The organism is Aminobacter sp. MSH1 (assembly GCF_003071665.1).
GTDB lineage: Bacteria > Pseudomonadota > Alphaproteobacteria > Rhizobiales > Rhizobiaceae > Aminobacter > Aminobacter niigataensis.
On sequence record NZ_CP026266.1, the window covers coordinates 64,088 to 90,756 of the forward strand.

Annotated in this window: 17 protein-coding genes and 2 pseudogenes; 10 read left to right on the plus strand and 9 right to left on the minus strand. The window is 58.6% G+C overall.

Going from position 1 to position 26,669, the window contains the following annotated elements; translation table 11 throughout:
- Positions 1-243: 243 nt before the first annotated feature.
- A complete protein-coding gene (gene traA, locus CO731_RS26705) occupies positions 244-3,546 on the plus strand; it encodes a Ti-type conjugative transfer relaxase TraA (protein ID WP_108610369.1) in 3,303 nt (1,100 codons plus the stop codon).
- Positions 3,547-3,758: 212 nt separating this feature from the next.
- Here the strand turns inward: traA and CO731_RS26710 are convergent, their stop codons facing one another.
- The 5 genes from CO731_RS26710 to CO731_RS26730 form a co-directional block, all read right to left on the minus strand.
- Positions 3,759-4,532: an RES family NAD+ phosphorylase gene (locus CO731_RS26710; protein ID WP_108610137.1), complete on the minus strand. Its 774-nt coding sequence runs from the start codon at positions 4,530-4,532 to the stop codon at positions 3,759-3,761.
- Positions 4,533-4,802: 270 nt separating this feature from the next.
- Positions 4,803-6,620 carry an AAA family ATPase gene (locus CO731_RS26715; RefSeq protein WP_108610138.1) on the minus strand — a complete coding sequence of 606 codons (1,818 nt, stop codon included), beginning with the start codon at positions 6,618-6,620 and terminating at the stop codon, positions 4,803-4,805.
- A gap of 344 nt (positions 6,621-6,964) precedes the next feature.
- On the minus strand, positions 6,965-8,266 hold the full coding sequence (locus CO731_RS26720; RefSeq protein ID WP_343213205.1) for an ATP-dependent helicase: 1,302 nt from the start codon (positions 8,264-8,266) through the stop codon (positions 6,965-6,967).
- Complete coding sequence (locus CO731_RS26725; protein WP_108610140.1) at positions 8,211-10,040, minus strand: AAA family ATPase; 1,830 nt, start codon at positions 10,038-10,040, stop codon at positions 8,211-8,213. The genes CO731_RS26720 and CO731_RS26725 overlap by 56 nt, the downstream gene beginning before the upstream one ends.
- A 311-nt stretch (positions 10,041-10,351) precedes the next feature.
- Positions 10,352-10,984: a tyrosine-type recombinase/integrase gene (locus CO731_RS26730; RefSeq protein ID WP_108610141.1), complete on the minus strand. Its 633-nt coding sequence runs from the start codon at positions 10,982-10,984 to the stop codon at positions 10,352-10,354.
- Positions 10,985-11,732: 748 nt separating this feature from the next.
- Here CO731_RS26730 and CO731_RS29450 point away from each other — a divergent pair.
- Positions 11,733-11,867 (plus strand): annotated as a pseudogene (locus tag CO731_RS29450) (MucR family transcriptional regulator); the annotation flags it as partial.
- Positions 11,868-12,069: 202 nt separating this feature from the next.
- On the opposite strand, the gene CO731_RS26740 reads toward CO731_RS29450, so the two are convergent.
- From CO731_RS26740 to CO731_RS26755, 4 genes are all read right to left on the minus strand, one after another.
- Complete coding sequence (locus tag CO731_RS26740) at positions 12,070-14,601, minus strand: Hsp70 family protein (protein ID WP_108610142.1); 2,532 nt, start codon at positions 14,599-14,601, stop codon at positions 12,070-12,072.
- Positions 14,601-14,954 carry a hypothetical protein gene (locus CO731_RS26745; RefSeq protein ID WP_108610143.1) on the minus strand — a complete coding sequence of 118 codons (354 nt, stop codon included), beginning with the start codon at positions 14,952-14,954 and terminating at the stop codon, positions 14,601-14,603. Before CO731_RS26745 ends, CO731_RS26740 begins: the two co-directional genes overlap by 1 nt.
- Positions 14,955-14,982: 28 nt before the next feature.
- Positions 14,983-17,508 (minus strand): hypothetical protein, encoded by a 2,526-nt coding sequence (locus tag CO731_RS26750; RefSeq protein ID WP_108679488.1) that lies wholly within the window; start codon positions 17,506-17,508, stop codon positions 14,983-14,985.
- 601 nt (positions 17,509-18,109) lie between these two features.
- Positions 18,110-19,473, minus strand: a protein-coding gene (locus tag CO731_RS26755) for an IS3 family transposase (RefSeq protein ID WP_108606636.1) whose coding sequence is annotated in 2 segments (ribosomal slippage) — positions 18,110-19,123 and positions 19,126-19,473 — 1,362 coding nt in all. Because the reading frame shifts where the segments join, the coding sequence is not laid out codon by codon here.
- 103 nt (positions 19,474-19,576) lie between these two features.
- Here CO731_RS26755 and CO731_RS26760 point away from each other — a divergent pair.
- The 8 genes and pseudogenes from CO731_RS26760 to CO731_RS26795 all read left to right on the plus strand — a co-directional run.
- Positions 19,577-20,194, plus strand: a pseudogene (locus CO731_RS26760) (extracellular solute-binding protein); the annotation flags it as partial.
- Between the two features lie 245 nt (positions 20,195-20,439).
- Positions 20,440-21,426 carry an ABC transporter permease gene (locus CO731_RS26765; protein WP_108610145.1) on the plus strand — a complete coding sequence of 329 codons (987 nt, stop codon included), beginning with the start codon at positions 20,440-20,442 and terminating at the stop codon, positions 21,424-21,426.
- Positions 21,426-22,220 (plus strand): ABC transporter permease, encoded by a 795-nt coding sequence (locus CO731_RS26770; RefSeq protein ID WP_108610146.1) that lies wholly within the window; start codon positions 21,426-21,428, stop codon positions 22,218-22,220. The genes CO731_RS26765 and CO731_RS26770 overlap by 1 nt, the downstream gene beginning before the upstream one ends.
- Entirely contained in the window at positions 22,220-23,305 is a 1,086-nt protein-coding gene (locus CO731_RS26775; RefSeq protein ID WP_108610147.1) for an ABC transporter ATP-binding protein, read from the plus strand. Before CO731_RS26770 ends, CO731_RS26775 begins: the two co-directional genes overlap by 1 nt.
- A gap of 96 nt (positions 23,306-23,401) precedes the next feature.
- On the plus strand, positions 23,402-24,901 hold the full coding sequence (locus CO731_RS26780; protein WP_108610148.1) for an NAD(P)/FAD-dependent oxidoreductase: 1,500 nt from the start codon (positions 23,402-23,404) through the stop codon (positions 24,899-24,901).
- A 9-nt stretch (positions 24,902-24,910) separates the two neighbouring features.
- Positions 24,911-25,411: a hypothetical protein gene (locus tag CO731_RS26785; protein WP_108610149.1), complete on the plus strand. Its 501-nt coding sequence runs from the start codon at positions 24,911-24,913 to the stop codon at positions 25,409-25,411.
- Positions 25,408-25,983 carry a peroxidase-related enzyme gene (locus CO731_RS26790; protein WP_108610150.1) on the plus strand — a complete coding sequence of 192 codons (576 nt, stop codon included), beginning with the start codon at positions 25,408-25,410 and terminating at the stop codon, positions 25,981-25,983. Before CO731_RS26785 ends, CO731_RS26790 begins: the two co-directional genes overlap by 4 nt.
- A 43-nt stretch (positions 25,984-26,026) precedes the next feature.
- Positions 26,027-26,641 carry an XRE family transcriptional regulator gene (locus CO731_RS26795; RefSeq protein ID WP_108610151.1) on the plus strand — a complete coding sequence of 205 codons (615 nt, stop codon included), beginning with the start codon at positions 26,027-26,029 and terminating at the stop codon, positions 26,639-26,641.
- Positions 26,642-26,669 lie beyond the last annotated feature (28 nt).

Below are 26,669 nucleotides of genomic sequence, written 5' to 3' on the forward strand. Positions count from 1 at the left end.
TTGGAAACCCGTGCCCTTCGAAGCGTCAGACAAGGATCGGCGGGGAGGGCGCGAAGCGCACCCCCGTTTATTCTGCAGTCGGCGGAGCCGACGCTTTGAAAGATGATCCCGCCGTTCCGAAGGAGCGGGTCCAAGGGCGCAATTATACGTCGCTGACGCGACGTGTTGCTCAATGGCCTGCCCGGCCAGCCGCCCTGACGAACGCACGCATGGTCCGTTCGTTGTTCAGGAGCAATGTCTGTCGTGGCTGTCCCCCATTTCTCTGTCGCCATCATCAGCCGCGGCAACGGCCGCAGCGCCGTACTGTCGGCCGCTTATCGCCATTGCGCGAAGATGGAGTACGAACGCGAAGCGAGATCGATCGATTACACACGCAAGCAGGGGCTGCTCCATGAGGAGTTTTTGGCACCACCCGATGCGCCGCAATGGGTGAGTAGCCTCATTGCCGATCGATCGGTCTCAGGTGCTGCGGAAGCCTTCTGGAACAAGGTCGAGGCTTTTGAGAAGCGCTCGGACGCCCAACTCGCCAAGGACATCACCATGGCCTTGCCGCTGGAGCTGTCGGCTAAGCAGAACATCGCGCTCGTCCGCGATTTCGTCGAGCAACATATCCTCGCCAAGGGCATGGTTGCGGACTGGGTCTATCACGACGCGCCGGGCAATCCTCATGTCCATTTGATGATGACGCTGCGGCCGCTAACTGAGGACGGGTTCGGGGCCAAGAAGATTGCCGTCATCGGCGAGAATGGCGAGGTTCTGCGCAACCAGGCCGGCAAGATCGTCTATGAGCTGTGGGCCGGCGGCGTGGCCGACTTTACGGCCTTTCGCGATGCCTGGTTCACGACGCAGAACAAGCATCTGGCACTCGGTGGGATCGATCTTCGCGTCGATGGCCGCTCTTATGCCGAGCGCGGCATCGATCTCGTCCCAATCATCCATGTCGGCGTCGGCGCCCAGGCAATCCAGCGTAAATCCGTGAGCGATGGCTCACAGCCGTCACTCGAACGGATCGAGCTGTTCGAGGCGCGGCGCAAGGAGAATGCAGGCCGGATCCTCAAGCGTCCCGAGATCGTGCTTGAGATGATCTCCTCGGAGAAGAGCGTCTTCGACGAACGCGATATCGCAAAGATCCTGCATCGTTATGTCGACGATGCCGGCACGTTCCAGCACTTGATGGTGCGTATCCTGCAAAGCCCCGAGGTCTTGCGCATCGAGCGCAACGGCATCGATCTTGCGACAGGAGAGAGGCTCCGGTCCCGCTACACAACGCGTGAGCTGATCCGCCTCGAAGCCAGGATGGCGAAGCAATCGCTCCGGCTTTTGCAGCGCGCGACCCATGGCGTTCAGGAGAAGGTGCTGGACAGCGTCTTTGCTCGTCATTCCAGGCTGTCACAGGAACAGCGCGTCGCCATCGAGCATGTGGCCGGTGCAGGAAAGATCGCTGCTGTCGTCGGGCGTGCCGGCGCGGGCAAGACCACGATGATGAAGGCAGCGCGCGAGGCATGGGAACTGGCAGGCTATCGCGTTGTGGGTGCTGCCCTTGCCGGCAAGGCTGCGGAGGGCCTGGAGAAGGAAGCGGGCATCGTCAGTCGGACGCTGGCGTCCTGGGAACTGCGCTGGCAAGAGGGCAGGGACCTCCTCGACGCCAGGACGGTGTTCGTTCTCGACGAGGCGGGTATGGTTGCCTCAAAGCAGATGGCGCTGGTCGTCGAGGCGGCAACCAGGGCAGGCGCGAAGCTGGTGCTGATCGGTGATCCCGACCAACTCCAGCCCATCGAGGCCGGGGCTGCGTTTCGGGCGATCGCAGACCGCATCGGCTACGCTGAACTCGAGACCATCTACCGTCAGCGTGACGACTGGATGAGAGCCGCCTCTCTCGATCTGGCGCGCGGTCGCGTCGATGAAGCGGTCTCCGCCTATCGCCAGCACGGCAGAGTGCTCGGGTCAGAGTTGAAGGCTCAGGCGATCGACAGTCTGATCGCCGACTGGAACCGCGACTACGATCCCGCAGAGACCAGTCTGATCCTTGCCCATCTTCGGCGAGACGTGCGCATCCTGAACGACATGGCCCGCGAGAGGCTTGTCGAGCGCGGGATCGTCGGTGAAGGTCATGCCTTCCGCACCGAGGATGGTCTTCGCCAGTTCGACGCTGGCGACCAGATCGTCTTCCTGAAGAACGAGACCTCGCTCGGCGTGAAGAACGGCATGATTGGCCGTGTGATGGACGCGGCGGCAAACAGGATCGTCGCGGCCATCGGCGAGGGCGAGCATCGTCGGCTCGTCACGGTCGAGCAGCGTTTCTACCACAACATCGATCATGGCTACGCCACCACGATCCACAAGAGCCAGGGCGCCACCGTCGACCGGGTGAAAGTGCTCGCCTCCCTCTCGCTCGACCGGCATCTGACCTATGTCGCAATGACGCGGCACCGGGAAGACATGTCCCTTTATTATGGTCGCCGGTCCTTCGGTCTCAATGGCGGGTTGATTGCGATCCTGGCGCGACGCAATGCCAAGGAAACGACGCTGGACTACGAGCACGGCACGCTCTACCGGCAGGCCCTGCGCTTTGCCGAAAACCGCGGCCTCAACTTCGTTCGAATTGCCCGAACCCTTGTCCGCGATCGGCTCGACTGGACGCTGCGCCAGAGGCAGCGGCTCGCCGATCTGACACAGCAAATGCGTGCCCACGGCGAGCGCCTCGGGCTGCTCCAGCCGCCCTCAACGCAAACCTGGAAGGCGGCCGAACCCATGGTCGCCGGTGTTACGCTGTTTGCCAGATCGCTGGCCGATGTCGTCGAGGAAAGGCTTCTTGCCGATCCGGCCTTGGCAAAGCAGTGGGACGAGGCTTCGACGCGCTTCCGCTATATTTTCACCGATCCGGAGACCGCCTTCCGGTCGATGAACTTCGATGCCGTGTTGACCGATGCAAAGGTTGCGAAACAGACGCTCGACCGCCTGGTAAGCGAGCCCGGTTCGATTGGTCCGTTGAAAGGACGGGCGGGCATTCTTGCATCGAGAGCCGACAAGGAGGCGCGCCGTGTTGCCGAGGTCAATGTGCCTGCGCTGAAACGTGACATCGAGCGTTATCTACAGCTCCGTCAGACCGCGGCCGAGAGGATCGAGAGGGAGGAGCAGTCTCTCCGCCATCGCGTCTCGATCGACATCCCGGCGCTGTCGCTGGCGGCAAGATCCGTATTGGAAAAGATCCGTGACGCGATCGCCCGCAACGATCTTGCTGCCGCGCGCGGCCATGCCCTGAGCAGTCGCGAGGCGAAGCTTGAGATCGACGGCTTCAACCGTGCTGTCACCGAACGTTTCGGTGAGCGAGCCTTGCTCGCTAACACCGCCCGCGAGCCCTCGGGCACTCTCTTCGACAAGGCCGCCGCAGGCCTTCGTCCAGGCGAGCGTGAAAAGCTGCATCAAGCTTGGCCGGTGATGCGTGCGGCCCAGCAGATCGCTGCCCATGAGCGCACTGCGCAGACATTGAAGCAAGCTGAGCATTTACGACTGGCGCAGCGCCAGAGCACGGCGTGGAAGCAATGAAGCACGGGGACAAACATGCTGTTAAGCGCACTTTGGGTGTTGCTTCTCGGCCTCTGCGGGCCGGTTCCAGACTGTCGGGTTTTGGCGAGAAAGTCCGACAAGCTGCCGTTCGTTTTGACCCCATTTAGGTCATCCAGAATTGATGCGCGGATACCTGAAAGCTGCCATTCGTCGCCCGCGGAGGTGCCAGCTGTGCGCCCCGTTGGTGCAGATCAGTCGGGTTGCTGCTCGATTCTGTGCGTAATGTCTTTCACTTGAAACAGCCGACACCACCCGACTTCGAAATCATCGATATTGAAAATCGCGACATTGTAGCCGTCCTCACCGAACGCGCTTTTGTACGCCACGCCGTCGTAACCGAGGGAGCGGAACAATTCCGCGAGGATCTGTGTGGGAGCGTACTCCGCTGCGTCGTCGGACCTGTCTGCCGGCGCTGAAAATGCCCTGTCGATATCCGACCAGACGGCCTTCTCCATCTCCGCGCGTTCTGGCTCTTTGAAGTATATGAAATGCTTTTCGGCGAGAACGCTGCAGTCGATCAGTTTCAATTCGCGCAAGCATTTCATACCGGCGACGGTCACGTAAGCGCCGATCGCAGGCCTGACTTCCGATACTGCCGTGGCGTCGTTTGTCGCCATATAGAGACAGGGTATGCCGCGGGGGTTCACGCGCCCGTCGCCGGCCCGGTCACGCAAAGGCATCATGCGGGTCTTGTTGGCTGCGCACTCGATATCGTCGATGTAGATGTCTTCAAAGTCGTCGCCGGTTTGATACATCGGTCTCAGGCCATGTGCCACTTGGGCGCGCCGCAATCCCGCGCCCATGTTGACGATGCTCTCTCGGCCATGACACGTGGCAGCGACGGCTTGCAGAAATGCTTCCGTCTCCGGAGACCGAATGAAACGACGTGACTTCACGACCTCGCGTCGGAAATGATAGTAATCACGGTGCGATTTGAAAGTCGGAGCCAAACTCTCTTCCGTCACGAATTCACTCCCCAAAATCGACAATTATTAGGTCAGCACTAGACGCTCAAACCGGCCCGAGAACAGCTTGCCGCCCGACTTCGCGGCGAGCAACTGGGCATGCGACAGATCGCCGATATGCTCGTCGCTCGACGCCAGGCGCCTTGAACTCCAAGATAATTGCGGAGCACCACTTGCTGAATACGGCGATGTCGCGGCCTTTTTGCCAACTGGCAGATCTTTGGGGAACTGGGGAGCGGCCAATCGCCGGCTACACGCTTCAAGCCTGAGCTACCGCCTCGCCGCGTCGATACCAAGGAACTCCAGCGTTTCCCTCAGGAGCGGCTCGAAGTTTGCCAGCGTAGCCTTACATGTGGCATCTTCCTGACGGCAGAGGCGCTCGGCAGCAGCTATCTTGTACTCTGGCATGAAATCATTCATCACGAAGTGAGCCCAAGCTTGATCGAGCTCATCCTCCAGTCGGGCCTCGCCCAAGATGATCCGATTGGCCAGCGCCGCCGGACAGACCTTTACTACGTTCCGGCGAGCGAGCTGGTTGCGGCGCGCTGCTTCCTCCCAGATCTCCTTTGGATATAGCGTTTCCAAGGAAGCATAGACGCCGAAATGAGCGGCGCGGGCCGCACGTAATGGCGCTGGAGCCGGATATACGAAGCATTTCGCCGACTTCACATTGTCAGGCTGTTTGTTAAACTCACTCTTTGCCTGTCCCGCATCTCCGTCAACGATGCCGACGGCCCTCGGGCGCTCCGGATGATGCTTATGCTGCGACCGCCAGCCGATGAGCATGTCGATAACGTAACTGTGTCCGGCACCGTCACGCTTAGTCTCGAAGCGCACAAGCCCAACCGCCTCAGGAAAGAACAATTGGAGAGCCCGCGCGAGCACTATCCGGTCGCTCTCCCCTTCCACGAAGATGCGGGGGCAGTTTTCTTCGGCCATTCGCGCCGCCTCGGCCTTCGCCGCCTCCTGCTGGCGGACTTGAGCGACCATCTCGGAAATCCGAGGAGCAAGCATCGCCAATGTCCCCAAGCTCTCATCGATCCCTTTCGCATCAGTCTTGGTTACCGTTCCCTCGGTGTCCGACGTGCGGGTTACAAAGTTCAGTGCGACCTCGCTCTCGCGCTGCCCCAAATCGTAGAAGGCTGGAGAATGCGTAGTTAGCATTATCTGAGCGGTGCCAGCCCTGGCCAAGCTATGAAGTTCGTCCGCGAGCTGAACCGCGCTGCCTATCTCGAGATTGTTCTCGGGTTCCTCATACGCCCAGATGCTGCTGATCGGAGCGCCGCCACGACGCTGTAGGGCGGCTTTCTTCTCCGCCATAAAACGCAGGATTAAGGGGATATGCCTCGCTTTGATCCCATCGCCGCGATTCTTAAGAGAGACGGACTTCTCACCGCTGAGAAAATCGAGCCGCTCAAAGATGTGATATAAGTCCCTTGGCAATGCCAGCCGAGTATTAAAACCAAGCGAGGCCGAGATGCTCGCAGTGAGTTCGTTCAGGTGGTCGCCGATCGACTGTTCGAATGCAGCGCTAGACTCATGGAAAGTGCGTGCTGCCACTTCCGAAATGATGCCGTATATCCTGCCTCGTAGATCGTCGAAATACTCCGAATCCTTTATTGCTGGCACATACTCGAATTCAATCTTCCGCAGCAGGGCGTGGACGTTGGACTTCTCAGGGATATCAACGTCCGCCCGGACCTCCTGACCCCGCCGATTACGCGTGATACGTTGGCCGTAATAATCGTACTCCTCGCTCCACAGTCCGTCCTCGCGCCACCGCTTGGTCCATATGATGACTTGGCCGTTGGTGGCATGATAGGTCTCTGGCAGCGCAATCTCCACGCGGACAACAATCTCCTTGGCCTTCCGGACACGCACCGGTGCGAAGAAGTTGTAATCCTCGGCGAATGAGAACTCGACCCCCGGATTAGTTTCATAGTTGAAGAATAGATTGAGCGCTCGAAGGATGTTGGATTTTCCGCAGTCATTTCTCCCAACAAAGACGGCGAGTTGGGCGAGATCGGCCTCGATCGACCTAATGGAGCGAAAATTCTCGATATGAATTGACTTGATGGTCGTGGCCACTGCTTCCCCCCGCTTCGCCCCCCGGCAAAGCCATTATTCCGGATCGAATCCCGACCCAAACAATCGATAGACACATGCAATAGATCCGCCAAGAAGATGAATGCTAAGCTTTTCTATTCTCACGCAGTTTTGTTGTACTCGCGGCGACCCCCCCAAAAAAAGGGGCAATCTGGATGTTCGAATGCTTACGCTAGGGTAAGGTGCTTTCCAAGGGCGTACTTTCGCGCCCGACGACGCGCGACGCCGCTGCAGACCGGCGTTTGGGGGGTAAGGGCTTTGAGCTAGGAAGCTACCCGATCGTCGTCGCTGGGATCGAGTGAGTTTGGTCGCCGCGCCGGCGGCAGTTACGCAGCGTTGAATACGAACGGTGCTTGCTGAAGCAGGTTCTCGCCGCGGACAAACACCTTGCAGCTCATGCGCGCGCGCGTGATGCCATTGTAGAGCAGTCTGGCTTTGAGCTGATCGCTACCTGGAACGCCGTGCGGCCATAGAATAACGACGTGATCGAACTGCCGGTTCTTCGCCTGATGGATTCCAAGGAGCGGAATGCCGCGCACGCGATCGCTCGCGTAAGCGCGGAAATTTGCCGCCTTCCGGTCGACGAGGCCTCGAAGTTCTGCGGCGGACCAGAGCGTTTTTCCTTGCCGAGTCATGGATTGGAACGCTGCAGCGATGACTTGCGGTGTCCATCGCGGCGGATTTTCCAGTTGCGCAAATCGCTCTGCAATTTGTGCGGGGCTTAGAACGTCGGCATCTCCGATGACCGCCATCACCGTGGCAATCTCGTCCAAGGCACGTGGCTCTAGGATCAACTTGATTGGCGGGATGTTGTAGTTGGGGGACTGTAACCCTTCGCTGAGCCTTTGGGCGATCGCATCCGCCCAGTCGCGACCAGCTGGAGGAAAAAGCACGGCGCGCGTTCCTTGCGCTTGATAGATCGCTGTTCCAATCCGGAACGGAGCAAGGTTGGGAAAGAAATAGTCCATCCTCAAACCCGGCCCGTTTACCGGTGCCGCTAGCTGCCGCAAGTTCGCGCCTGCATTGAGCAAGCCTGCAACCGCCGTTCGATGGATATGGTTGAGCTGGGTGATCTCTCCACCCTGGAACCACTCCATAAACGGACCCGTATCAACTTCCTCGTTGAGGCATTGAAATTCGTCCGCCGCTACAAAGACGGAAGCATGCGGCGCAAGCGCGCTGATGATTCGCAAACGCGGCGGAGCAAGTTCCTGCGCCTCATCCACTAGGATGACCGGATAGGACCGCGCCACCCACAGCGCGACTTGCTGGTGTTCGAGCAGCTGTCCGCAAGCATTGCACGTCTCGTTGAAATCTCCTGCTGCAAGATCGAGCGCCGCCACGAGCGAACGCCAGCGTGTTAGAATCTGCAGGGAAAAGCTGTCGATCGTCATGGCGACCGACTTCCCGCGCAGTTGCGGATTCGAGCGTAGCTCCTCATCGAGGCGTCGGCGCGATCCGTGCATGAAAGTGAGGGCGAGAACCTTCTGGTGCGGCAGCAACGGTTGCTGCGCCAGCCGCTCTCCCACGGACTCCATGAGCCTGTGGGTCTTTCCAGAGCCTGCAGGTCCTTCAAATCCCCGGAAAGGCATTGTTGAACGTCCAGTGCATTGTGACACCGTTGGCATGCGCCACTTGCACGACCGAGTTTGCCAACGGTTGTTTGCCGGTCGCTATCGCCGCGAGAACCGAGAGAACGTGCCGCACGCGGCGGCTGCATGCAGGCTTTCCCACAATTGCATCCGCGAGTGTGCCGTGCAGTATCTCGTCGCGCTTGGCTGCGTCTGTTTTCAGATGAGCTGCGAGATCACCGATGTTCGCAGGCAAGGCGTAGGGTGCGAGGTCCGCATGCGCGATGACGGTTGCATCGGCGGCGCATACCCACGCGACAATATCCTCGATCATCCAGCCATTGGGCCACTGGATGACACGCGGACAAGGTGATGCGCCTCCGGAGAGGGAGGCCTTATAGTCGTTGCCTGCTCCATCACCGTCCACAAGGCACGTGATAGCTGGATGAACGATGGCAAGGTCGCGATAGGTTTCATCGATGCGCGCGTCCTTGGTCGGGATAACGCCCACTTCGTGTGTGAAGGTCGCGCCTTGCGGGTCTACGGGAAGTTCCGTCAGATCCGCAATGCGCCCGAACAAGCGCAGCCATGACGCGTCGAACTTGCCCTCGGGAATGAGAACGGCAGGGTGCATGACTGCCGATACCGTCGCTGCGCGCTCGGTCAGAAAGAGCGAGCGCCGCACCGCCGTCGCATTCTGGTCGATCGGCAATTTCAGCAGCGGATTGGCGGATAGCGCGCCTGTGCTGTTGACTATCAGCACGAGCTGGTGGGGATCGGCCACCGATGAGACGGTCGGCGAATGGCTTGTGATGATCGTCTGTGTCGCCATCTTCTTCAGATAGTGGAGCAGTTTTCGCTGCTGCGGTGGCGGAACATGCAGTTCCGGTTCTTCGATCAGTATGATGAAGTTATCGCCGCGCGCTTTGCGCAAGCTGCCAAAGCGCATGAGCAGGACGAGAGTTTGAAGAGAGATGATGCCGTTCCCATGCCTCCGGCCAGGCAGCGGTGGCCGCCCCGCTTCTTGAAAGTGCGGCATCACGGCATCGAGTACGCCTTCGCTGTCTGTCGTGGTCAAACGAAGACTGAGATCGATCTGGCGGCCGAAGAGTGTCTTGAGGTCGTCGTTTACGTCACCGACGAGCGCAGCAAGCTTCTCGTCTTCTTCGAGAGGCTGGTCGGGATTGCGCAGTCTGTCGCGCTCGGCCAGCACCGCCTCCGCTGGGTTGCCGCCCACATACGCGACCGTCTTCCGGAACAGGTCGGAACCGAACGACATCATCCGGTCCCATGTGCGGTTGGCGGGGACGAGGAAGAGACCGAGGTCCTTGATGAGGCTGATCGGGAGCGGCACGACCGGCGAGTCATCCGCGAATGGATCGTCGTCATGTGCATCGTCATAGAAGTATCGCACGGTCTCTGTTTCGAGCGTGGTGTGATCGAAGCACGCACCGAATGCGATCTGACAGGCAAGCTCCGTCGCCTGCGCCGTTGCGGCCGGATGAACGTTGCCGCTCGCGGGGTCGAACCATTTCTCGACGCCGCGACCCTGCCGGAACCAGTCATGGTGATGGGCGGGATCGTTGGGCGCGAAACCGGAAATCGTGGCGACGATTTTTATTCTTGTTGCCGCCACTGGATCGGAGCCGAAGAAATCATGTTCTGTGAGATGACGTACCAGACGGTCGCGCCCCAGTAGCAGCGCAAGCGCCTCGACGACCGTAGTCTTGCCGGAATTGTTCGCGCCGATAAAAATAGTAAAGTCGCCGAACAGAACTCTGCCGTTCTGAATGCCGCGAAATCCATCTATGTCCAGTCTAACGATCTTCATTGTTCCCACTCCGCGAGAACAATAGCATCCGGAAAAGTACGGGCGAAGCGCGAAGATGGAAGTGGAAAAGCGCAGGGACACGCCAGAAGACTCACCGGTTTGCTCGCGACGGCCCCGACCAACAGTCAGATGAGGCCTCGCAACACACACATGCTTATGGGACGCAAGCCGCATTTGGTTCGATGGGGGAGTCGTCGTTCTCGCGGCTCGCAGTCACGCCCGTTTTCAGGTGAAGGTTAACTCCGCTTATACGCCCGACATGGGGCGCGTTGTAGTTCGCGACCCCACCTGGACAGTGGAGCCGCTTTTGATCAGACCTCGGTGGCCTCTGCGAGCTCCAATGCGTCGTCCACATCGACGCCGAGATATCGCACCGTGTTCTCGATCTTGGTATGACCGAGCAGAATCTGAACCGCACGGAGATTGCCCGTCGCCTTGTAGATGATCGAGGCCTTGGTCCGACGAAGCGAGTGCGTACCATACTCTTCTCGGCGCAGACCGATCGCAGACACCCATTCATCCACCAGTCGGGCATACTGCCTAGTGCTCAAATGGCCGTTGGCATCAACACGGCTGGGAAAAGCGAAGTCGTCGACCGTTCCGCCACGTCTCTCAAGCCATGACAGCAGACTTGCTCGCGCATCTGACGCGATTTCGAACTGGACCGGCTTGCCGGTCTTCTGCTGAACCACCATGGAGCGCGCCCGGATCTCCCGACCCGCTACAAGCGTTCCGATTTTGATCTTCACTAGGTCGCATCCTCGCAACTTGCTGTCTATCGCGAGGTCAAAGAGTGCCCGGTCGCGCATGCGCCCTTCGCGATCAAGGAAGAAGCGGATCGCCCAAATCTGGCGAGGTTTCAAGGCTCGCTTGGCTCCAACCTGCTGACCAGCGTTCCATGCCGGCCGACCTTTGGCTGCGGGATCATATTGTGAAATACCCATTGTCGTTCTCCTTCGGCCCACTTTGGCCATTGGAGAAACGATCGGAGCGTCTTGTGCGCGAGGGGGGCCGTGAGCGGACGGGCTGATGTTGCGAGCGGATGTCAGAAAGCGGCCATTCGCGGCGACCTCATCGTGGCCGCAAAGCCTGCGATTGCTGCAACCTGAATGCGGACAAGCCAATGCGGCATCGCATTGGCCACCAAGCCGACGCCGAAGGCAGACATCCATTGCGATCACTCTGCCGGACGGTGACTGTGCCCAAACCTGCCGTCAATACAAGCTGGCGCTATTCCGCTTCAGCGTCTAGATCCGCTTCGCTGGCCTGTCTCCCGGATCGACGAGTTGATGCCATGGAGCTATCAGCCATGAACGGTCTCAGCTGACCGCTTACTTTCCTTCATGAGTGCCTCCGCCATTGCGTTCGACACCACACATGCTTGCTGTTGCCCGGAAGTCCAGCGGGAGATGACCAATTGTGCAGAACAAATTCTATCGCCTAACCGTATTAACCCTCATTCGCTCATATTTTGGTTAAGCAGCCTAAGAAAAGGCATTTCCATTAGCCCACATCAAATTCGTATTACGAACTGATAACACTAGAATTCCACACTTGTGCCACTCGGCAAAGTCGTTGTCTAGATTTTAGTTGCCGACATCAATATACTCTATTAGACAGAAGTCGCGACATCTCAAACATCATTCAATAAGGCATGGCCACGTCCGACAAAATTGCCGATTATACACTTGTATTACCCCTGATGCAGACATTGTTGCTGCTTACGTATCGAACAATCCGGTGCCGGCTGCCGAACTCGCAGGTCTGATCAACCAGGTGCATCAATCAGTTCAGACATTGGCTGCGGGTTCTAGCACCGAACCAGCCGGACCAACCGAAGTGCATTCAAGTCCGCGATGTGGTCAGTCCGCGCCCTTTCCAGATGCGCGGCATCGTTGAGTATCGGCGGCTACGTCAGAAAATGGGAAACAGCCGCAATATTCGCTTGTAGCGTAAGGAATTGCACAAGTGCTCGAACTATGTGCGCCTTGCCCTGTCGCCTTAGTTCCGTGGCTACAGAGTATGATACTTATTCCATCAGCCCGGAAATTAGACCACTGCCGACGTCCGTCGATTTGATCATGTTCCTCCGCATCAGAAAGATGGTGGAACGCAAAAGGTCGAGATCTTGCCTGTCGAGCGCGTCACCCCCTTGACGAACAAGCTCATCGTGCTTCCGCTTGTCGACAGTGTTCGACCGATCCTCGGCCATAGATTCAAATACCTCGGACCAGAACCCCGGGTGCTTTGAAATCTCAGAGAAAGCCAGCGCTTTCAGTTCATTGAAAGACTTCTGACTTTCTTCGAGCGAGTCAGCGGTGGTCTTGTCGAGTACGGTTCTGGCGTGAGCCGCCAGACGGTTCATCTTTGTTTTCGTGTTGTCATCAAATACGCTTACTGGATAACTTGATAGTTCTTCAACGTAGCTTTCAATGTCATCGCGCAGCACCAATTTTGCATTCTCGGTGCGATTTTCTATCTTGTTGATCTCCTGGCGAAGTGCGCGGCAATCCTCGACGACGGATCTTCGGACATCGGGTTCATTGGTCAGTGACAGTTGGGCCTTACTCTCTTCCAACCGCGCCCGAAACCGATTGATGTCCTGTGCAACCCTTTCACCAAGGGCATGATCGAGTCTGCCAATATCCGATTGGGCCGAATTTATTGCGGAAAGGGCCAAAGCATCGCCCTCTTCGCCGTCAAAATTCCTATGACCTGCTGTGGACAAATACCCAACATCGTAGCTTTGTGAAATGGTGGGGAATTCGATCGTACAATCCATTAGTCCGTTCGCGTCGATGACCCAGTTGACGAAAACTTCGTCGCCTCTTCTAATGATTTCACCTCGTTCCAGGTCGTCAGCTTTAAGGGAAAACATGCCAATAGGTAGGTTCAGTTCCGGGTCAGGCACGCCATCCACCTGTTCGTAGAGCTCAACTTCCAGAGAAGTGCCATCACCAGCCCTGAGAGTCTTAGCGGATCTGAATTTGTGGACTCCGCGGACCGGTGTCGGGGTTCCTTTCTGCGCAATCGCCTTAAGGGTGTTAACTTCCATCCCTTGACCGCCGCTCGCTACTTTGACAGCAATGCTGTGCATGAGAGGCATCCCGTCCGATGTCGCTTCGACTCTTATTACTTCGATGTCCGGAGAGGCATTAGCTGCTCGTACTCCAGAGGGGTCGAACACTGATATCCTAAGGATGTTGCGACCAGGTCGAAGCGGAATGCCCTTGATGTCGGTCGTAGACTTTAGATTGACCTTCCCAGAGTTCCAGCCTCCGTCGGTCTCCACCTGAACTGCATATCCCTTTTCGGGTTCGCCATGCTTGGCCTTTACCCGGATTCTTGTTTGTGCATCGGCCGTGCGCTGCGCAAATTCATAATCGAGTTCAATTTGGGATTCGACCAGCTTCGCCGATTTTGAAGACCTCAACGCTTTCGTGGTTGGAGTCACGCCGCTCCAGTCGCGCCCTTCAGCATAGATTGCCGCTCCCATCGCAACAGCCGTCATAGGGTCAACGCCGAGATCGAGGTCAATACCGAGCTGGAATGCTACTGTTTCACGCACAAATGGCATACGGCTCGGGCCTCCGATCATTATGACCCGGTCCAGATCAGAGGGCTCGTAGCCGTTGTCAGTAAGAAGCTTCCTGCACAGGGTTACAGATTGGTCAATCTGCCCGAAAACGAGGTTTTCGAGGTCCTTCCTGCTGATCTCAACATCAAGATAAATTTCTTGGCCAGACCGGTCCTTGAGACCTATCTGGTTCTCATCGGCAAATATTCTGTCGTTCTCGTGAGTGGAAAGGGCAATTTTTGCCAGTTCGGATCGGTAGTTAGCGATGCGCATGAGGCGCTCATACCCGGGCATTTTCTGGAATTCGTCGGGGAGGTCGAATGTGTCCAGCAGCCACGGACGAACGATCGAATTGACGATCGCCCTGTCGAAGTCGCTACCGCCCAGCATATTGATGCCCGCGTGCGCTACAACGGTCGCGCTGCCCGAAATGCTTTGGACAATTGCCGCATCGAACGTCCCGCCACCAAGATCGTAGATCAGGAATTGCCCTGATTTGTTATCTGATCCGGCGATCGTAGCCATAGCAGCTGCTATAGGCTCCTGCAGCAATGCAACCTTTGACAATCCGGCTAGTCCCGCAGCTCTCATTGTGGCCTCGGATTGCATCTGATTGAATGCGGCAGGAACCGTAATCACCACGCCGTCGACATCGACATCGCCAGCCGACATTTTTGCCTGCGCCATCAATGCCTTTAGGATCTCCGCGCTAGCCTCCTCCGGCGTATATTTCCGATCGAGGGATTTAAACGGCAATTCGCTGGACGTTCCCATCAACCGCTTGAACTTCAAACACACATTCTCTGGGGAAAAGGCCGCATGATCGTATGCCTTTCGGCCGACAAACATCCCGCCGCGGCGGTCTATCATGATCGCGCTTGGCATTACGTCCATGCCCTCGGCGGTTTTGAAGAACCACAGCCGGCCGTTGCCATTGCCGACGATTGCTGAATTCGATGTTCCCAGATCGATGCCAAAGTACATTATAGTCCCCGAGGTGAAACGGATTTAGCCAAGTAGACTTTACCAACGTTGATCACGTTCAATTGTTGAAGAATTGTCGGCTCAATTGTCTGACTGATAACCAAAACATCAGAACTAGCGAATTCATCATCATTTATTGCTACAACTGGTAGGTTTGGTTCGAAGACGTGACCGTCGTATACGGTCAAATGCATGCCTTCGTTCTGTAGGATGGTCGCAAGCCGCGTCTTGCCAAATCTGGCCTGCGCGGCAAGTCTCGGTTTGGCTATGTCGGGCACGACGTCGATAAATCGGTCATAGTTGTTGAGAAGTTTCCAGAACTCGACCGCAAGATCTGCTAGCGATTTTGACATGCCATATTCTCCGCCAAAAATTCAAAAATCAACGGCCTGCAAACAACATCTGTTCAACCTGCGAATCCCACGAGGCGTTGTCAGGAAGCCCTTTGCTTGTTCTGAAAACTGACAAGGCATCGCGCGACAGGCCACTCCAAATCTCAAGTTGCTTCCCCTTGTATAGGCCGAGTTCTTGCAACCTCATATTAATATCCGCAGCGTCACGGGCGTTGAGAGGATTCAGCTTCGCCCCAAATGGTGGTGGGTAGATGTACGTTTGCTGGCCATGTGGGGTATCAACTCCGGAAGACGGTATAGCTGAGTTCCCGAACAAGCGCTCTTCGGTCTCGCCATCAAAACCGTCGTCATCACCCAGGCCGTTGGATCGTTTGAAAAGGAACAGCGCATGCCTCGACTGCGGCCCCCACGTGCCGTTTCGGGGGCCGTCGAAATAGCCTAGGTCCCCGAGTACGGCCTGCACCATCGCCGCTTCCTCGAGATTCAGAAGGTCGAGTTTGGAATTCCTCAATGCAGGCTGGCTTTGCTGCGGAACGTTGGGCTGCGGGTTCGGGGCCGGCTGGATAGAGGCCGAACTAGATTCTGTCCGCCATCGTTCAAGTCGCAGCTGGGCTTCCTGAGAAGTGGCGGCTTTTCGTGCTACGAGTTCCGCGTTGATTTTAGTGAGGTCCGATTCCCAATATCGGTAATTAGAACAACGCGAATTGAAATCATCGACTTCAATATTGAATAATCGGATGACGTTATCGTCATCGGAAAAAATGCGAGCCTTAATGATCTCAAGGCGCTCGGCTTCCCGCCTACAGTATCGTAGATTTTCAATAGTTAGCGAATTCTCGATACCAACTGGAGGTTTGACCTCACTACCGGCGTCCTTAGAAAGTGGCGGCGCGGTTCTTTTGATTGGAGGCGAGTAATCATTGGTTGGGTCGCCTTGCGAGGTGGTTGTATTGGGTCGGTAGGTTGGCTTTTGCTTCTGGTCCATAAGCTCTGAAACAAACATCAAGGCAACGAATGCACCGACGACATATGGCCAGACCTTTCGTTTCGGCTTGTTCCTATTTACCAGTCCCTCAAGAAGTTGAGAATACTGCTGCTTTTTTTCGGAGTCTTCGACCACGAGGACCAGCTTGCGTGCAACTTCTTCGGCAGCCACGAAGTTTTCTGCGCTAATCTGCTTGAGAAAGTTGCTCTCCAGGACGTTAATCCTGACAGCAGCTTCGTCCTCTGCAATCTTCGAACGGAGGGTATCAGAGACTCTCTCGAAGAGAGGATGCTTGGTAGTGAATTCGATGATGGATAGGCTTGAAGCCGGGTCATCGAAATCATTATTAAGTTTGAGAGTTAGGTCGCGCAGCATCAGCCAGGGGAGATCAAAGTGCGCTGTTTCTAGAAATCTTTCAATTGTATTCTGAAATGTGGAATAAAGTCTTCCAGAAATGCCTCGGTCTGAACTTCCAAATTTGGAAACCTTCAATTCATCCGAAAGTTGCTTTTGATTTTCGTCAATTGTGGAGATTATTTCAAACAACGGCGCCGCGCCGGAATGCAGCACCATTTCATCTAGAGTCTGTATGTCGCGATCAAGCTGTTCAGCGGCCCTTGGTAGTTCGGCAAAGACCTCTTTGCACAAGCGGGAAAGTGAAAGTGAGGCTTGATAGGCGTCATGGTCGTTTGCTAAGTCTAGCGCTAATCCCCTTATCTTCTGGAACATAGCTCTAGAAGCCGGCTCGTCGCGGCCCAAGCTTTGTTCGAACAGCTGCAAGGGCTGGCTGAGTCTGTCCCACCTATGCAGCGCCTCACTCAATGCAGTTGTGGCGTTGTAATCGCCCGGATTCTGAGCAAGGCTCTCAAGAGCCGCATCGATTTCGGCACCAAGCTTTGATTGTTCTGAGACGATTCGGCTACGATACCCCTTCAACAACGGAGCGAGAGCATCGTGATATTCTTGTTGTGATGTTTGCACAAAATACTCTACGCATTTCCGCATATCATCAGCAGCATACTCAGGCATGGCATAGCTGCCCAACATGGACGAACAGTGTCTGCCGAAGAGCAGTTGAAGCGCGCTTTCGATCGCATCAACCGAAGGTTTTGAGAGCCCCGCAGCTGTACGCGTTCGGCTAAACCGCTTGCTGAGCGACTGAAGATCGATTTCGCCCTGAGCGTCCACATAGGAAATCAGTATCTCGTTGTCACATGAATTGGCCGCGATATGGCCGAGCATATTCAGCCTGGACAACGGGGGTAATGTGCGAGCCAGTGCCTTCAGGTCTTGTATTACAGATATGTCGACAAGGCGACCAAGCGTCAGTCGTGCGCTTTTTTCCGGAGTGTCAAATAGGTATGAGACTTCGGCCTTCAACCGGTGATTAGGAATCAGCAGGATACGGCGAGCATCCCGTAGGAGTTCCTCCTCTACATTGGTTTGGGCAAGCTTTTCATCGAATGCTTCGGCAATTTCTTCCTTAGTAGCTGACGGGGTAACAGACAGCACAACGAAAGGATTTCGAAGCAGATCGAAGGCTTCGGTATCTTGACGGTCCCCCAACAAACTCTACTACCTCGCCCCCAAAAGGTGCCGCGTGTTCGCCGCACCAAAATTGTCCCGAACGCCCTAGTTTTGTAGAATCGTAAAGATAGGCGTCGAAGTCAAACCCGGCAGGCGTTTCGGCATACGCCGTGTCGCAGATTCAGAGCTTAACCAGCTTCTTTTGGGCCGCCTTTTTTGGCGACCGGTCAGAAGGTAAGTCGCGGCGTGACGCGCTCTTGGGCTAACTTGGCCGCGATCTGCGCTGCCCTGTAGAAATGATCTCTCGCTCAATGAGGTATTGCCGGAGCTCGGGGCAGGCATCAGGGGCTGTTGCAGCCGGGAGCTCCACTGCATTTCGACGACCAGATCCGATTGGTCAATGATAATTCGATTGGCAGCACCTCATTTTCGAGTGTGCCAGCATTGCGCCAATACACGATCGGACGGAAGCGTACGGTTGGACGATATGTTAGCCGCCGGTGCTCCGTCAGAAACGGGCCGCGATTTTGCCGAACGGGCGCGCCCTAAATCTTATCCGGATTATTTCGTGTCCGTCGTCAGAACATTTGGCGCAGATTGGGGCGTAGACTAGCGGAGAGCGGGCCTCGTCTGGGATTTGATGTTAGGCTGCGAGCTTGCGGTGCTGCAAGCGCCGATATTCGATGGTTTTTCGTTTGATCCTTTCGCGCTGTTTGATGATGGCCTGTGCCCTGCCGAAGTAGACATCGGCAGGCGTCACGTTGGCCAGGCTCTCGTGGTAACGCTGGTTGTTGTAGTGCTCGACGAAGGCCTCGATCTGGGCTTCGAGGTCGCCGGGCAGGAAGTAGTTCTCCAACAGGATGCGGTTCTTCAGGGTCTGGTGCCAGCGCTCGATCTTGCCTTGGGTCTGCGGGTGGCACGGCGCGCCGCGCACATGGCTCATCTTGTTGGCCTCGATGTATTCGGCCAGCTCGCCCGCGATGTAGCTGGGGCCATTGTCCGATAGCAGCCTGGGTTTGTGTAGAACGGTGGCGCTGTCGCAGCCCGAGGCGGCGAGCGCGAGGTCCAGTGTGTCGGTCACGTCCTCGGCCCGCATGTTGGTGCATAGCTTCCAGGCGATGATGTAGCGCGAGAAGTCGTCAAGCACCGTCGAGAGGTACATCCAGCCCCACCCGATGATCTTGAAGTAGGTGAAGTCGGTCTGCCACATCTCGTTCGGCCGCGTGGTCTTGGTGTGGAACTGATCGGCCGCCTTGATTACCGTATAGGCTGGGCTGGTGATCAGGTCATGGGCCTTGAGCAACCGGTAGACCGTGGCTTCCGACACGAAGTAGTGTTTCTCGTCGGTGAAGCGCACGGCCAGTTCGCGTGGGCTGAGGTCGGTCGCCTCCAACGCCATCTCGACGATCTGGTCCTGGATGTCCTCGCCAATGCGGTTCCACACCCGGTTCGGCGCCGAAGGGCGATCCTCCAGCGCTTCCGGCCCACCTTCCCGGTAGCGGTCATACCAGCGGTAGAAGGTCCGGCGGGCAATGCCGAGCTGGTCCAGCGTCCGCCTGGCCGGCAGGTGCGACTGCTCGACGATACGGATGATCTCCAGCTTCTCGGATGCGGGATACCTCATTCGTCGTCGCCCCCATCCGCGATCATGCTTTTTTTAAGCAAGCGGTTTTCCAGCGTCAGGTCCGCCACGCACTCCTTCAGCGCACGGGCTTCGCGGCGCAAGTCCTGCACGTCACCGGAGGTCGCCGCACGGGCGGTGTCCCCGGCCAGGCGGCGTTTGCCGGCTTCCATGAACTCCTTGGACCAGCTGTAGTACAGACTCTGCGCGATGCCCTCTTTGCGGCACAACTCGGCGATACTGTCGTCACCGCGAAGACCTTCAAGCACGATGCGGATCTTGTCTTCGGCCGAGAAGTGGCGGCGGGTCTGACGCCGGATGTCCTTGACCACCCGCTCTGCAGGGGGCTTGGTCGGTGATTTTGAATTGGAGGATTTGGGCTTCATCTTCGTTCCTTCGTCACTACGACGAAGCCCAAATCCTCCTTAAATCACAACCTCAAATCTGTGCCATAGCCGCTGACGGGGGACAAAGGACGCGCCCAGCTGGGAGATCATGTTCGACCCACAGTACAAGGGTCAGACCTCCTATATCGTCAGCGATTTCATGACCATCGTCATGCAGTATCTCGGCCATGACGGCGACTTCGTCAGCTATGTCGACAAGGCCGACGTGGCGCAGAAGGCGACCAACGAAGCGCGCGACTTCCTGATCAAGAACAAGGACATGGTGCGCAAGTACTATGACGCGGGCTCGGAAGTGCAGCAGATGTTCATCAACGAGGACATCTACCTCGCCCATTCGTGGTCTGGCCCTGCCGCCAAGCTGATCATGGATGGTCATCCGATCCAGCTGTCGGTGCCGAAGGAAGGCACGTTCGGCTTCTGCTACACGCTCAACGTCGTCAACAATGCGCCGAACGCTGAGAACGCCTACAAGCTGCTCGACGCTGTGCTGGCAAGCCCGGAAGTGGGCGCTGCGATGACCCGCCAGTCGGGCTACAGCTCGACCATCAACGGCGTCGGGGACCTGCTCAACGATCGCGAAAAGCTCGCCGCGACGCTGCCGCAGGAAGAGCTGGAGCGCGTCGTCTTCTTCTCGTCGGTCAACCGCGACATGAAGAACGAGATGATCGACCGCGCCACCGCAGAGGTCAAAGCGGCCTGACGAGGCAACGAAGCCTCTCGACCTGTCCCGGAGCGCTGCGACGATCTCCGGGGCAGGCAGCCCGCTTTCGCAGGCCTGTTCAGTGCATGACCCGAGCTACCAAAGGGCATGCATCGTTCACAGTTTTACTGCGTCCCATTGCGCATCCGGGGGCGGATGCGGCGCTGTAATCCAACAACGCGCAATGACCGACGGCCGATCATGTCATGCGGCACCGGTCGGGTTGCGCCAACCGAGATTGTTTGATGGTGAGTAGCAACACGACAGCCGGCTATGCGGGAGGGCGCGACGCGTCCGTGCCCAAATATTCGACCGGCATTGCCAAGGTGGTAAACTCCGCGCTCTACCGGCATACGCTGGGGGCTGCGGTGGAGTCGCGCATCGGCCGGGTTATGCTTCTGACTGGTGTGCCGCTGATCTGGCTGGTCATGATGCATGTCGGGCCGATCTATCAGATGCTGAAGATCAGCCTGTTGTCCCACTACCCGGTCCAGCCGGGCGTGGAGTCGCGTTTCACTCTCGACAACTACGCGATCTTCTTCAAAGAATCGCTCTATTTCACGCCGCTGATCAAGAGCTTCATCTTCGCCACGACAGCGACCGCGGTCACCCTGGTGGTCGTCTATCCGGTCGCCTACTACGTCGCCAAGATCGTCAAGCCGGAGGGGCGTTCCAAGGCGCTGCTGCTGCTGCTGGTACCGTTCTGGGCCGGCGAACTGATCCGCACCTTCTCGGTCATCATGCTTCTGGCCAACCGCGGCGCGGTCAACGTGCTGCTGCGCGAAATCGGGCTGATCGACCGCCCGATCCCGATGCTCTACACCTCCTTCTCGCTCGGCTTCGGCCTTGTCTATCTCATATGCCTCTACATGCTCCTGCCGCTCTATTCGGCGATTGAGAAGATTCCTTCCCAGTATCTCGACGCGGCGGCCGATCTCGGCGCCGGCCCGTTCACGCGCTTCCGCAGGATCATCCTGCCGCTGTCGAAGGACGGCATCGTGTCGGGGTGCTCGCTGGTGTTCCTGACCTGCATCGGCGTCTTCGCTACGCCCATGCTGCTCGGCGGCCCGACCACCGTGCTGTTCCCCGAGACGATCAGCGGCTTCTTCCACGGCGCCAGCGACAAGTGGCCTGTCGGCGCCGCCTTCGCACTGATCATGCTGGTCACGGCCCTGATCACGGCCGGCATCTTCATGCGCCTTGTCGGCGGCAAAAAAAGGAGTGCATTCTGATGCGCAACATGTTTGCAGACGCTCCGCGCACGACGCTGACCGCGTTCTACTGGGCCTTCCTGCTCTATCTGCTCCTGCCGCTGACGCTAATGATGGCGATGAGCTTCAAGGACGCCAACTTCGTCGCCTTCCCGATCGGCGACTGGACGCTCGACTGGTACGCCAAGGTGATGCAGGACAAGCAGTTCTTGGAGGCCTGCCTGTATTCGGTGATGATCGCCGCCGCTTCGACGTTGGCCGCGACGACGCTCGGCACCTGGATCGCCATGCTGATTGTTGCCGAAGGCATCAAGGGCCAGGTTATCATTTTCGCGCTCGCCTGCCTGCCGGCCGTCGTGCCCGGCATGATCTCGGCGATCTCGCTGCGCATCTTCATCTCGACCATCGACATGCCGACGGGAACGGCCGCCATCATCCTTGGCCACACGGTGCACGCCGTGCCCTTCGTGGTGGTGATGGCGCTGACGCGGCTGCGCTCGATGCCGGGCAATCTGGTCGACGCGGCGCGTGACCTGGGCGCCGACAGCGTCGTTGCCTTCTTCCGCGTGACGCTGCCCTACCTGAAGCCGGCGCTGGTCGGCGGCATGATCTTCTGCGTGCTTTTGTCGATCGACGACTTTGTCCGCACTTTCTTCCTGGGCGGCTATCGTCCGACCCTTCCCATGCTGATCTTCGCCAAAGTGCAGGGCGGCATGTCTCCCGAAATCAACGCAATGGCGACACTCGTCCTGGTGGTTACCGCCGCCGTCGGACTTTACGCCGAATACCTGACCCGCCGCGCGAGGACCCGCTGATGCAACCCGTCGTCCAGTTCGACAACGTCACCAAGAGCTACGGCAAGCACGTTGCCGTCGAAAACCTGAACCTCAGCATCGAGGCGGGCAAGTTCGTCACCCTGCTCGGCCCCTCCGGCTGCGGGAAGTCGACCTCGCTGCGCATGCTCGGTGGTTTCGAAATGCCGAATTCCGGGCGCATCCTGCTCGGCGGCAAGGACGTGACGCGCGTTCCGCCCAACAAGCGTAACGTGAACATCGTGTTCCAGGACTATGCGCTATTCCCGCATATGAGCGTCGCCAAGAACATCGCCTTCGGCCTTGAGCTCAAGGGGCTCGACAACCAGCAGATCCACCGCCGGGTATCGGAACTGCTCGAACTCGTCCAGTTGCAGGACTACGCCAAGCGTCTCCCGTCGGAACTGTCCGGCGGCCAGCGCCAGCGCGTGGCACTGATGCGTGCGCTTGCGCCCGATCCGGACGTGCTGCTGCTCGACGAGCCGCTATCGGCGCTCGATGCCAAGCTGCGCCAGCAGATGCAGATCGAGCTCAAGTCGATCCAGGAAAAGACCGGCAAGACCTTCATGTTCGTGACACACGACCAGGAAGAGGCGCTGACCATGTCGGACACGATCGTGGTCATGAACAAGGGCAAGATCGAGCAGATGGGCGATCCGAACACGCTCTATGGCCGTCCGGGCAGCGTCTTCGTCGCCAACTTCATCGGCGAGACCAACCTCCTGCGCAGCACAGTTGTCGGCACCGAAGGCGACACGACTGCGCTGAACTGGAACGGCGTCACCATCAAGGCGGCACAGGGCGGGCTGGCCCCCAAGGCCGGAGATCACCTCTATGTCGTGCTGCGCCCCGAGGCGATCCACTGCTCGGCCGACGAACCGACAAGCGGCAACCGCATCAAGGGCAAGGTCCGCCAACGCGTGTTCAAGGGCAATCACACCTCGCTTTCGGTCGAGGTTGCCGACGGGGCGGTTCTCAATGCGCTGGTCCACCCTTCCGACGTTGCCCAGCTCAATGGCGAGGACATCTGGGTCGGCTGGAAGCCCGAGACCACGACGGTCATCCCCGACCGCCACGCACACAACTGAGACGACAACGGCCCGCGCCGGTGACGGATGCGGGCCGACAGCAGGCAGGGCAGGACATGCGAAATGACGATTTCGAGCGGACAGCGGGGGCGACCCATGGCGTATGACGTACAGGCGCCGCTTCAATCGGCCGCCGGCGGCTTGGCCGAACTCGAGCAGCGTGTTCACGACGATCTCGCATGCCTGTGCTACCCGCCGTCAAACTGGGTGGTGCCGACCGCAGTCGAGGGGGAGGAACAGGTCCACGACGTCGTCGTCATCGGCGGCGGCATGTGCGGCCTGGTTGCCAGCTTTGCGCTGATCGGTGCCGGCATCCAGAACATCCGCATCTTCGACCGCAGCCCGGTGGGCTTTGAAGGCCCATGGCTGACCTATGCGCGCATGGAAACGCTGCGCTCGCCCAAGCAACTGACCGGCCCGGCCTATGGCATGGCGTCGCTGACGTTCCGTGCCTGGTATGTCGCGCAATTCGGTAACGAGACCTGGGCTGAACTCGACAAGATCCCGCGTCCGATGTGGATGGAATATCTGCGCTGGTACCGCAAGGTGCTCGACCTGCCGGTCGAGAATGGCGTCGAGGTCAAGACTATCTTGCCGGAAGGCGAGCTGATGCGGCTGACGCTTTCGGGCGAAGGCGCGCGCGAAAAATCGGTGCTGGCCCGCAAGGTGGTGATGGCGACCGGCCGCGACGGAATGGGTCATCCCAGCATTCCCGGCTTCGTCGACAACCTGCCTGCGAAATACTGGGCGCATTCGTCCCATGATATCGATTTTGCCGCCCTGCGCGGCAAGCGAGTGGTCGTGGTCGGGGTCGGCGCATCTGCCGTCGACAATGCGGCCGAGGCGCTGGAGGCAGGTGCCGCGGAAGTCCGCCACCTCATCCGACGCAAGGAGATGCCTTGCATCAACAAGCTGATGGGCATCGGCTCGTTCGGCTTCACCGCTGCCTTCCCGCAATTGGGTGATGCCAGGCGCTGGCAGATCATGAACTACTCGCTGCGCACCCAGACCCCGGCACCGCGTGGCTCGACGATGCGCGTCAGCCGGCATGCCAACGCCTATTTCCATTTCGATGCAGCCGTCGACAAGACCGAGCTCGATGGCGACGAGATCGTCGTTTCGACATCGCAGGGCAAGACGGTGCGCGCCGACTTCTTGATCCTCGGCACCGGCTTCGGCGTCGATCCGCTGGCGCGAAAGGAACTCGACGGCTACGCCGACAAGATCCTTCTGTGGCAGGACCGTTTCACGCCGCCCGAAGGCCAGGAAAACACCGAACTCGGCAATTACCCTTACCTCGCCAACGACTTCACCTTCCTGGAGCGCGAGCCAGGGCAGGCGCCGTGGCTTGCCAACATCCACAGCTTCAACTCCGGTGCTGCCGCCAGCCTCGGCAAGATGAGCGGCGACATACCGGGCATCAGCGAAGGTGCGGCATGGCTGGCGCGCGAGATCGCCGCCAAGCTCTACACCGAGAATTTCGGCCAGTACTGGCAGCGGCTGCTCGACTACGACACGCCCGAACTGCGCGGTGACGAGTGGACGGCATCGCCCTTGCCGGACGAGGCGCGGACCGCCGTCCGCCAGCAGGCATAGGAGGACGGCATGGCCGACAACAAGGACGTGATCGCCGCAATCGTCGGCATCGAACCCGGTAGCGCGCTGGCCGAAGTCGTGGCGGGACGTGCCGACATCATGGCACTGACCCAGCAGACCCACGACGGGGCGTTGACGCCGGTCGAACCAGGCGGGCTGTCGCACGCCGAGCGTGCAGCACTTGCCTGCCGAATCGCCAAGATCAACGACGACAAGGATTTCGAGGAGCACTTCGAGGCGCTGCTCGACAAGGCCGGCGCTTCCGGCGCCACCGCACGCATCGCTGACATCTGGTTCGACGGCGGCAGCGACGTCCGCGTCAAGGCGCTGATCCGGCATGTCGACCTTGTGGCGCACGCGCCCAAGGATGCGACGCGGCGTGATATCGAGCTGCTGCAGGAAGCCGGGCTCACCGATGCCGACATCGTGCGACTGTCGGAACTCGTTGCCTTCGTCAGCTATCAGATCAGGGTTGCCGCCGGGCTGCGGCTGATGCGGGGGCTGGCATGAGCAAGGTCGTTCACGAATTCACCACCACCATTCCCGAGTGGAAGCCCTATGTGAAGCCGCTCGATCTTGCCGAGGCCAGCGCCGAGCAGCTCGAAGCACTCAAGATCACGCCGTCCAACACCAAGGTTTCGGACTACGTGCTGGTGCTTGCACATGACGTCGAGACGCTGACGCACCGATCGCCGTTGTTCAACGGCGTGATGTACAATCGTGGCGGCCTCTCGCGCGCCGAGCGCGAGATCGGCGCTGTCGGCGCTTCGATCGTCAACCGCTGCATCTACTGTGCTGCGGTGCACGCCGGGCGCTACAACCAGATCACCAAGGACGAAACCGTCATTGCGGCGATCTTCGCCGAAGGAGTCGATGCCGAGATCGAGCCCCGCCTCAAGGCGATCTTCGATTTCGCGGTCAAGCTGTCGAAATGCCCCTCCGATGCCGATGCTTCGGACATGCAGTCGCTTGTCGATGCCGGCTTGGGCAAGGACGAGATTCTCGACCTGATCCTGTCCTCGTCGCTGTTCGGCTGGGCCAACCGGCTCATGCACACGCTCGGCGAGCCGGTCGGAGAATGACTGGCCAGCACGCAAAGTAGATCGGTCAAGGGGGAGGAGAAGCATGAATTCGATCAATCCGCCCGAAATTGGGCCGCGCCTGCAGGCACACCGCAAGGAGCTGAAGCTCACGCTCAACGATCTCGCGACAATGTCCGGCGTGTCGCGCTCCATGTTGTCGGAGATCGAACGTGGCAACGCCAACCCGACTTACGGCACGCTGTGGCATCTGACGCGCGCGCTCAACATCGACCTCAACAGCCTAGTCAGCGGCGCCAGCGAAGAGCGCAGCGACCGCATCGACCTGCAGCCCGGCAACATGACGCCCACTATCCGAAGTGCGGATGGCAGCTGCACGATGCAGATATTGTCGCCCGCCGGCATGGTGTCGATGATCGAATGGTACCTCCTGAGCTTCGAGCGCCAGGGCAAGCTGGTCAGCGATCCGCATGGCGCCGGGACCATCGAGCACCTGCATTGCACGCAAGGAGAGATCGTGGTGCGCAGTGCCGGCAACGAAATGATCGTGCGGGCGGGAGAGACGGCGCGTTACGCAGCCGATGTGCCGCACTCTCTGACCAGCGTGGGCGCCGGCTCGGTCGGGGCGAGGGCGTTCCTGGTCGTGGCTTCGGCCGAAGTGGGAACCAACACACTCAGGGCGTCGATACGCCCGAAATGATGACCGGCCTCTTGGTGCCGGGATGATG

What these genes read in the sequence shown, in the direction of transcription:
- CO731_RS26720 (WP_343213205.1), bottom strand. Translation starts at nt 8,266, where the DNA reads ATGCCAACGGTGTCACAATGCACTGGACGTTCAACAATGCCTTTCCGG.
- CO731_RS26725 (WP_108610140.1), bottom strand. Translation starts at nt 10,040, where the DNA reads ATGAAGATCGTTAGACTGGACATAGATGGATTTCGCGGCATTCAGAAC.
- CO731_RS26730 (WP_108610141.1), bottom strand. Translation starts at nt 10,984, where the DNA reads ATGGGTATTTCACAATATGATCCCGCAGCCAAAGGTCGGCCGGCATGG.
- CO731_RS26740 (WP_108610142.1), bottom strand. Translation starts at nt 14,601, where the DNA reads ATGTACTTTGGCATCGATCTGGGAACATCGAATTCAGCAATCGTCGGC.
- CO731_RS26745 (WP_108610143.1), bottom strand. Translation starts at nt 14,954, where the DNA reads ATGTCAAAATCGCTAGCAGATCTTGCGGTCGAGTTCTGGAAACTTCTC.
- CO731_RS26765 (WP_108610145.1), top strand. Translation starts at nt 20,440, where the DNA reads ATGGTGAGTAGCAACACGACAGCCGGCTATGCGGGAGGGCGCGACGCG.
- CO731_RS26770 (WP_108610146.1), top strand. Translation starts at nt 21,426, where the DNA reads ATGCGCAACATGTTTGCAGACGCTCCGCGCACGACGCTGACCGCGTTC.
- CO731_RS26775 (WP_108610147.1), top strand. Translation starts at nt 22,220, where the DNA reads ATGCAACCCGTCGTCCAGTTCGACAACGTCACCAAGAGCTACGGCAAG.
- CO731_RS26780 (WP_108610148.1), top strand. Translation starts at nt 23,402, where the DNA reads ATGGCGTATGACGTACAGGCGCCGCTTCAATCGGCCGCCGGCGGCTTG.
- CO731_RS26785 (WP_108610149.1), top strand. Translation starts at nt 24,911, where the DNA reads ATGGCCGACAACAAGGACGTGATCGCCGCAATCGTCGGCATCGAACCC.
- CO731_RS26790 (WP_108610150.1), top strand. Translation starts at nt 25,408, where the DNA reads ATGAGCAAGGTCGTTCACGAATTCACCACCACCATTCCCGAGTGGAAG.
- CO731_RS26795 (WP_108610151.1), top strand. Translation starts at nt 26,027, where the DNA reads ATGAATTCGATCAATCCGCCCGAAATTGGGCCGCGCCTGCAGGCACAC.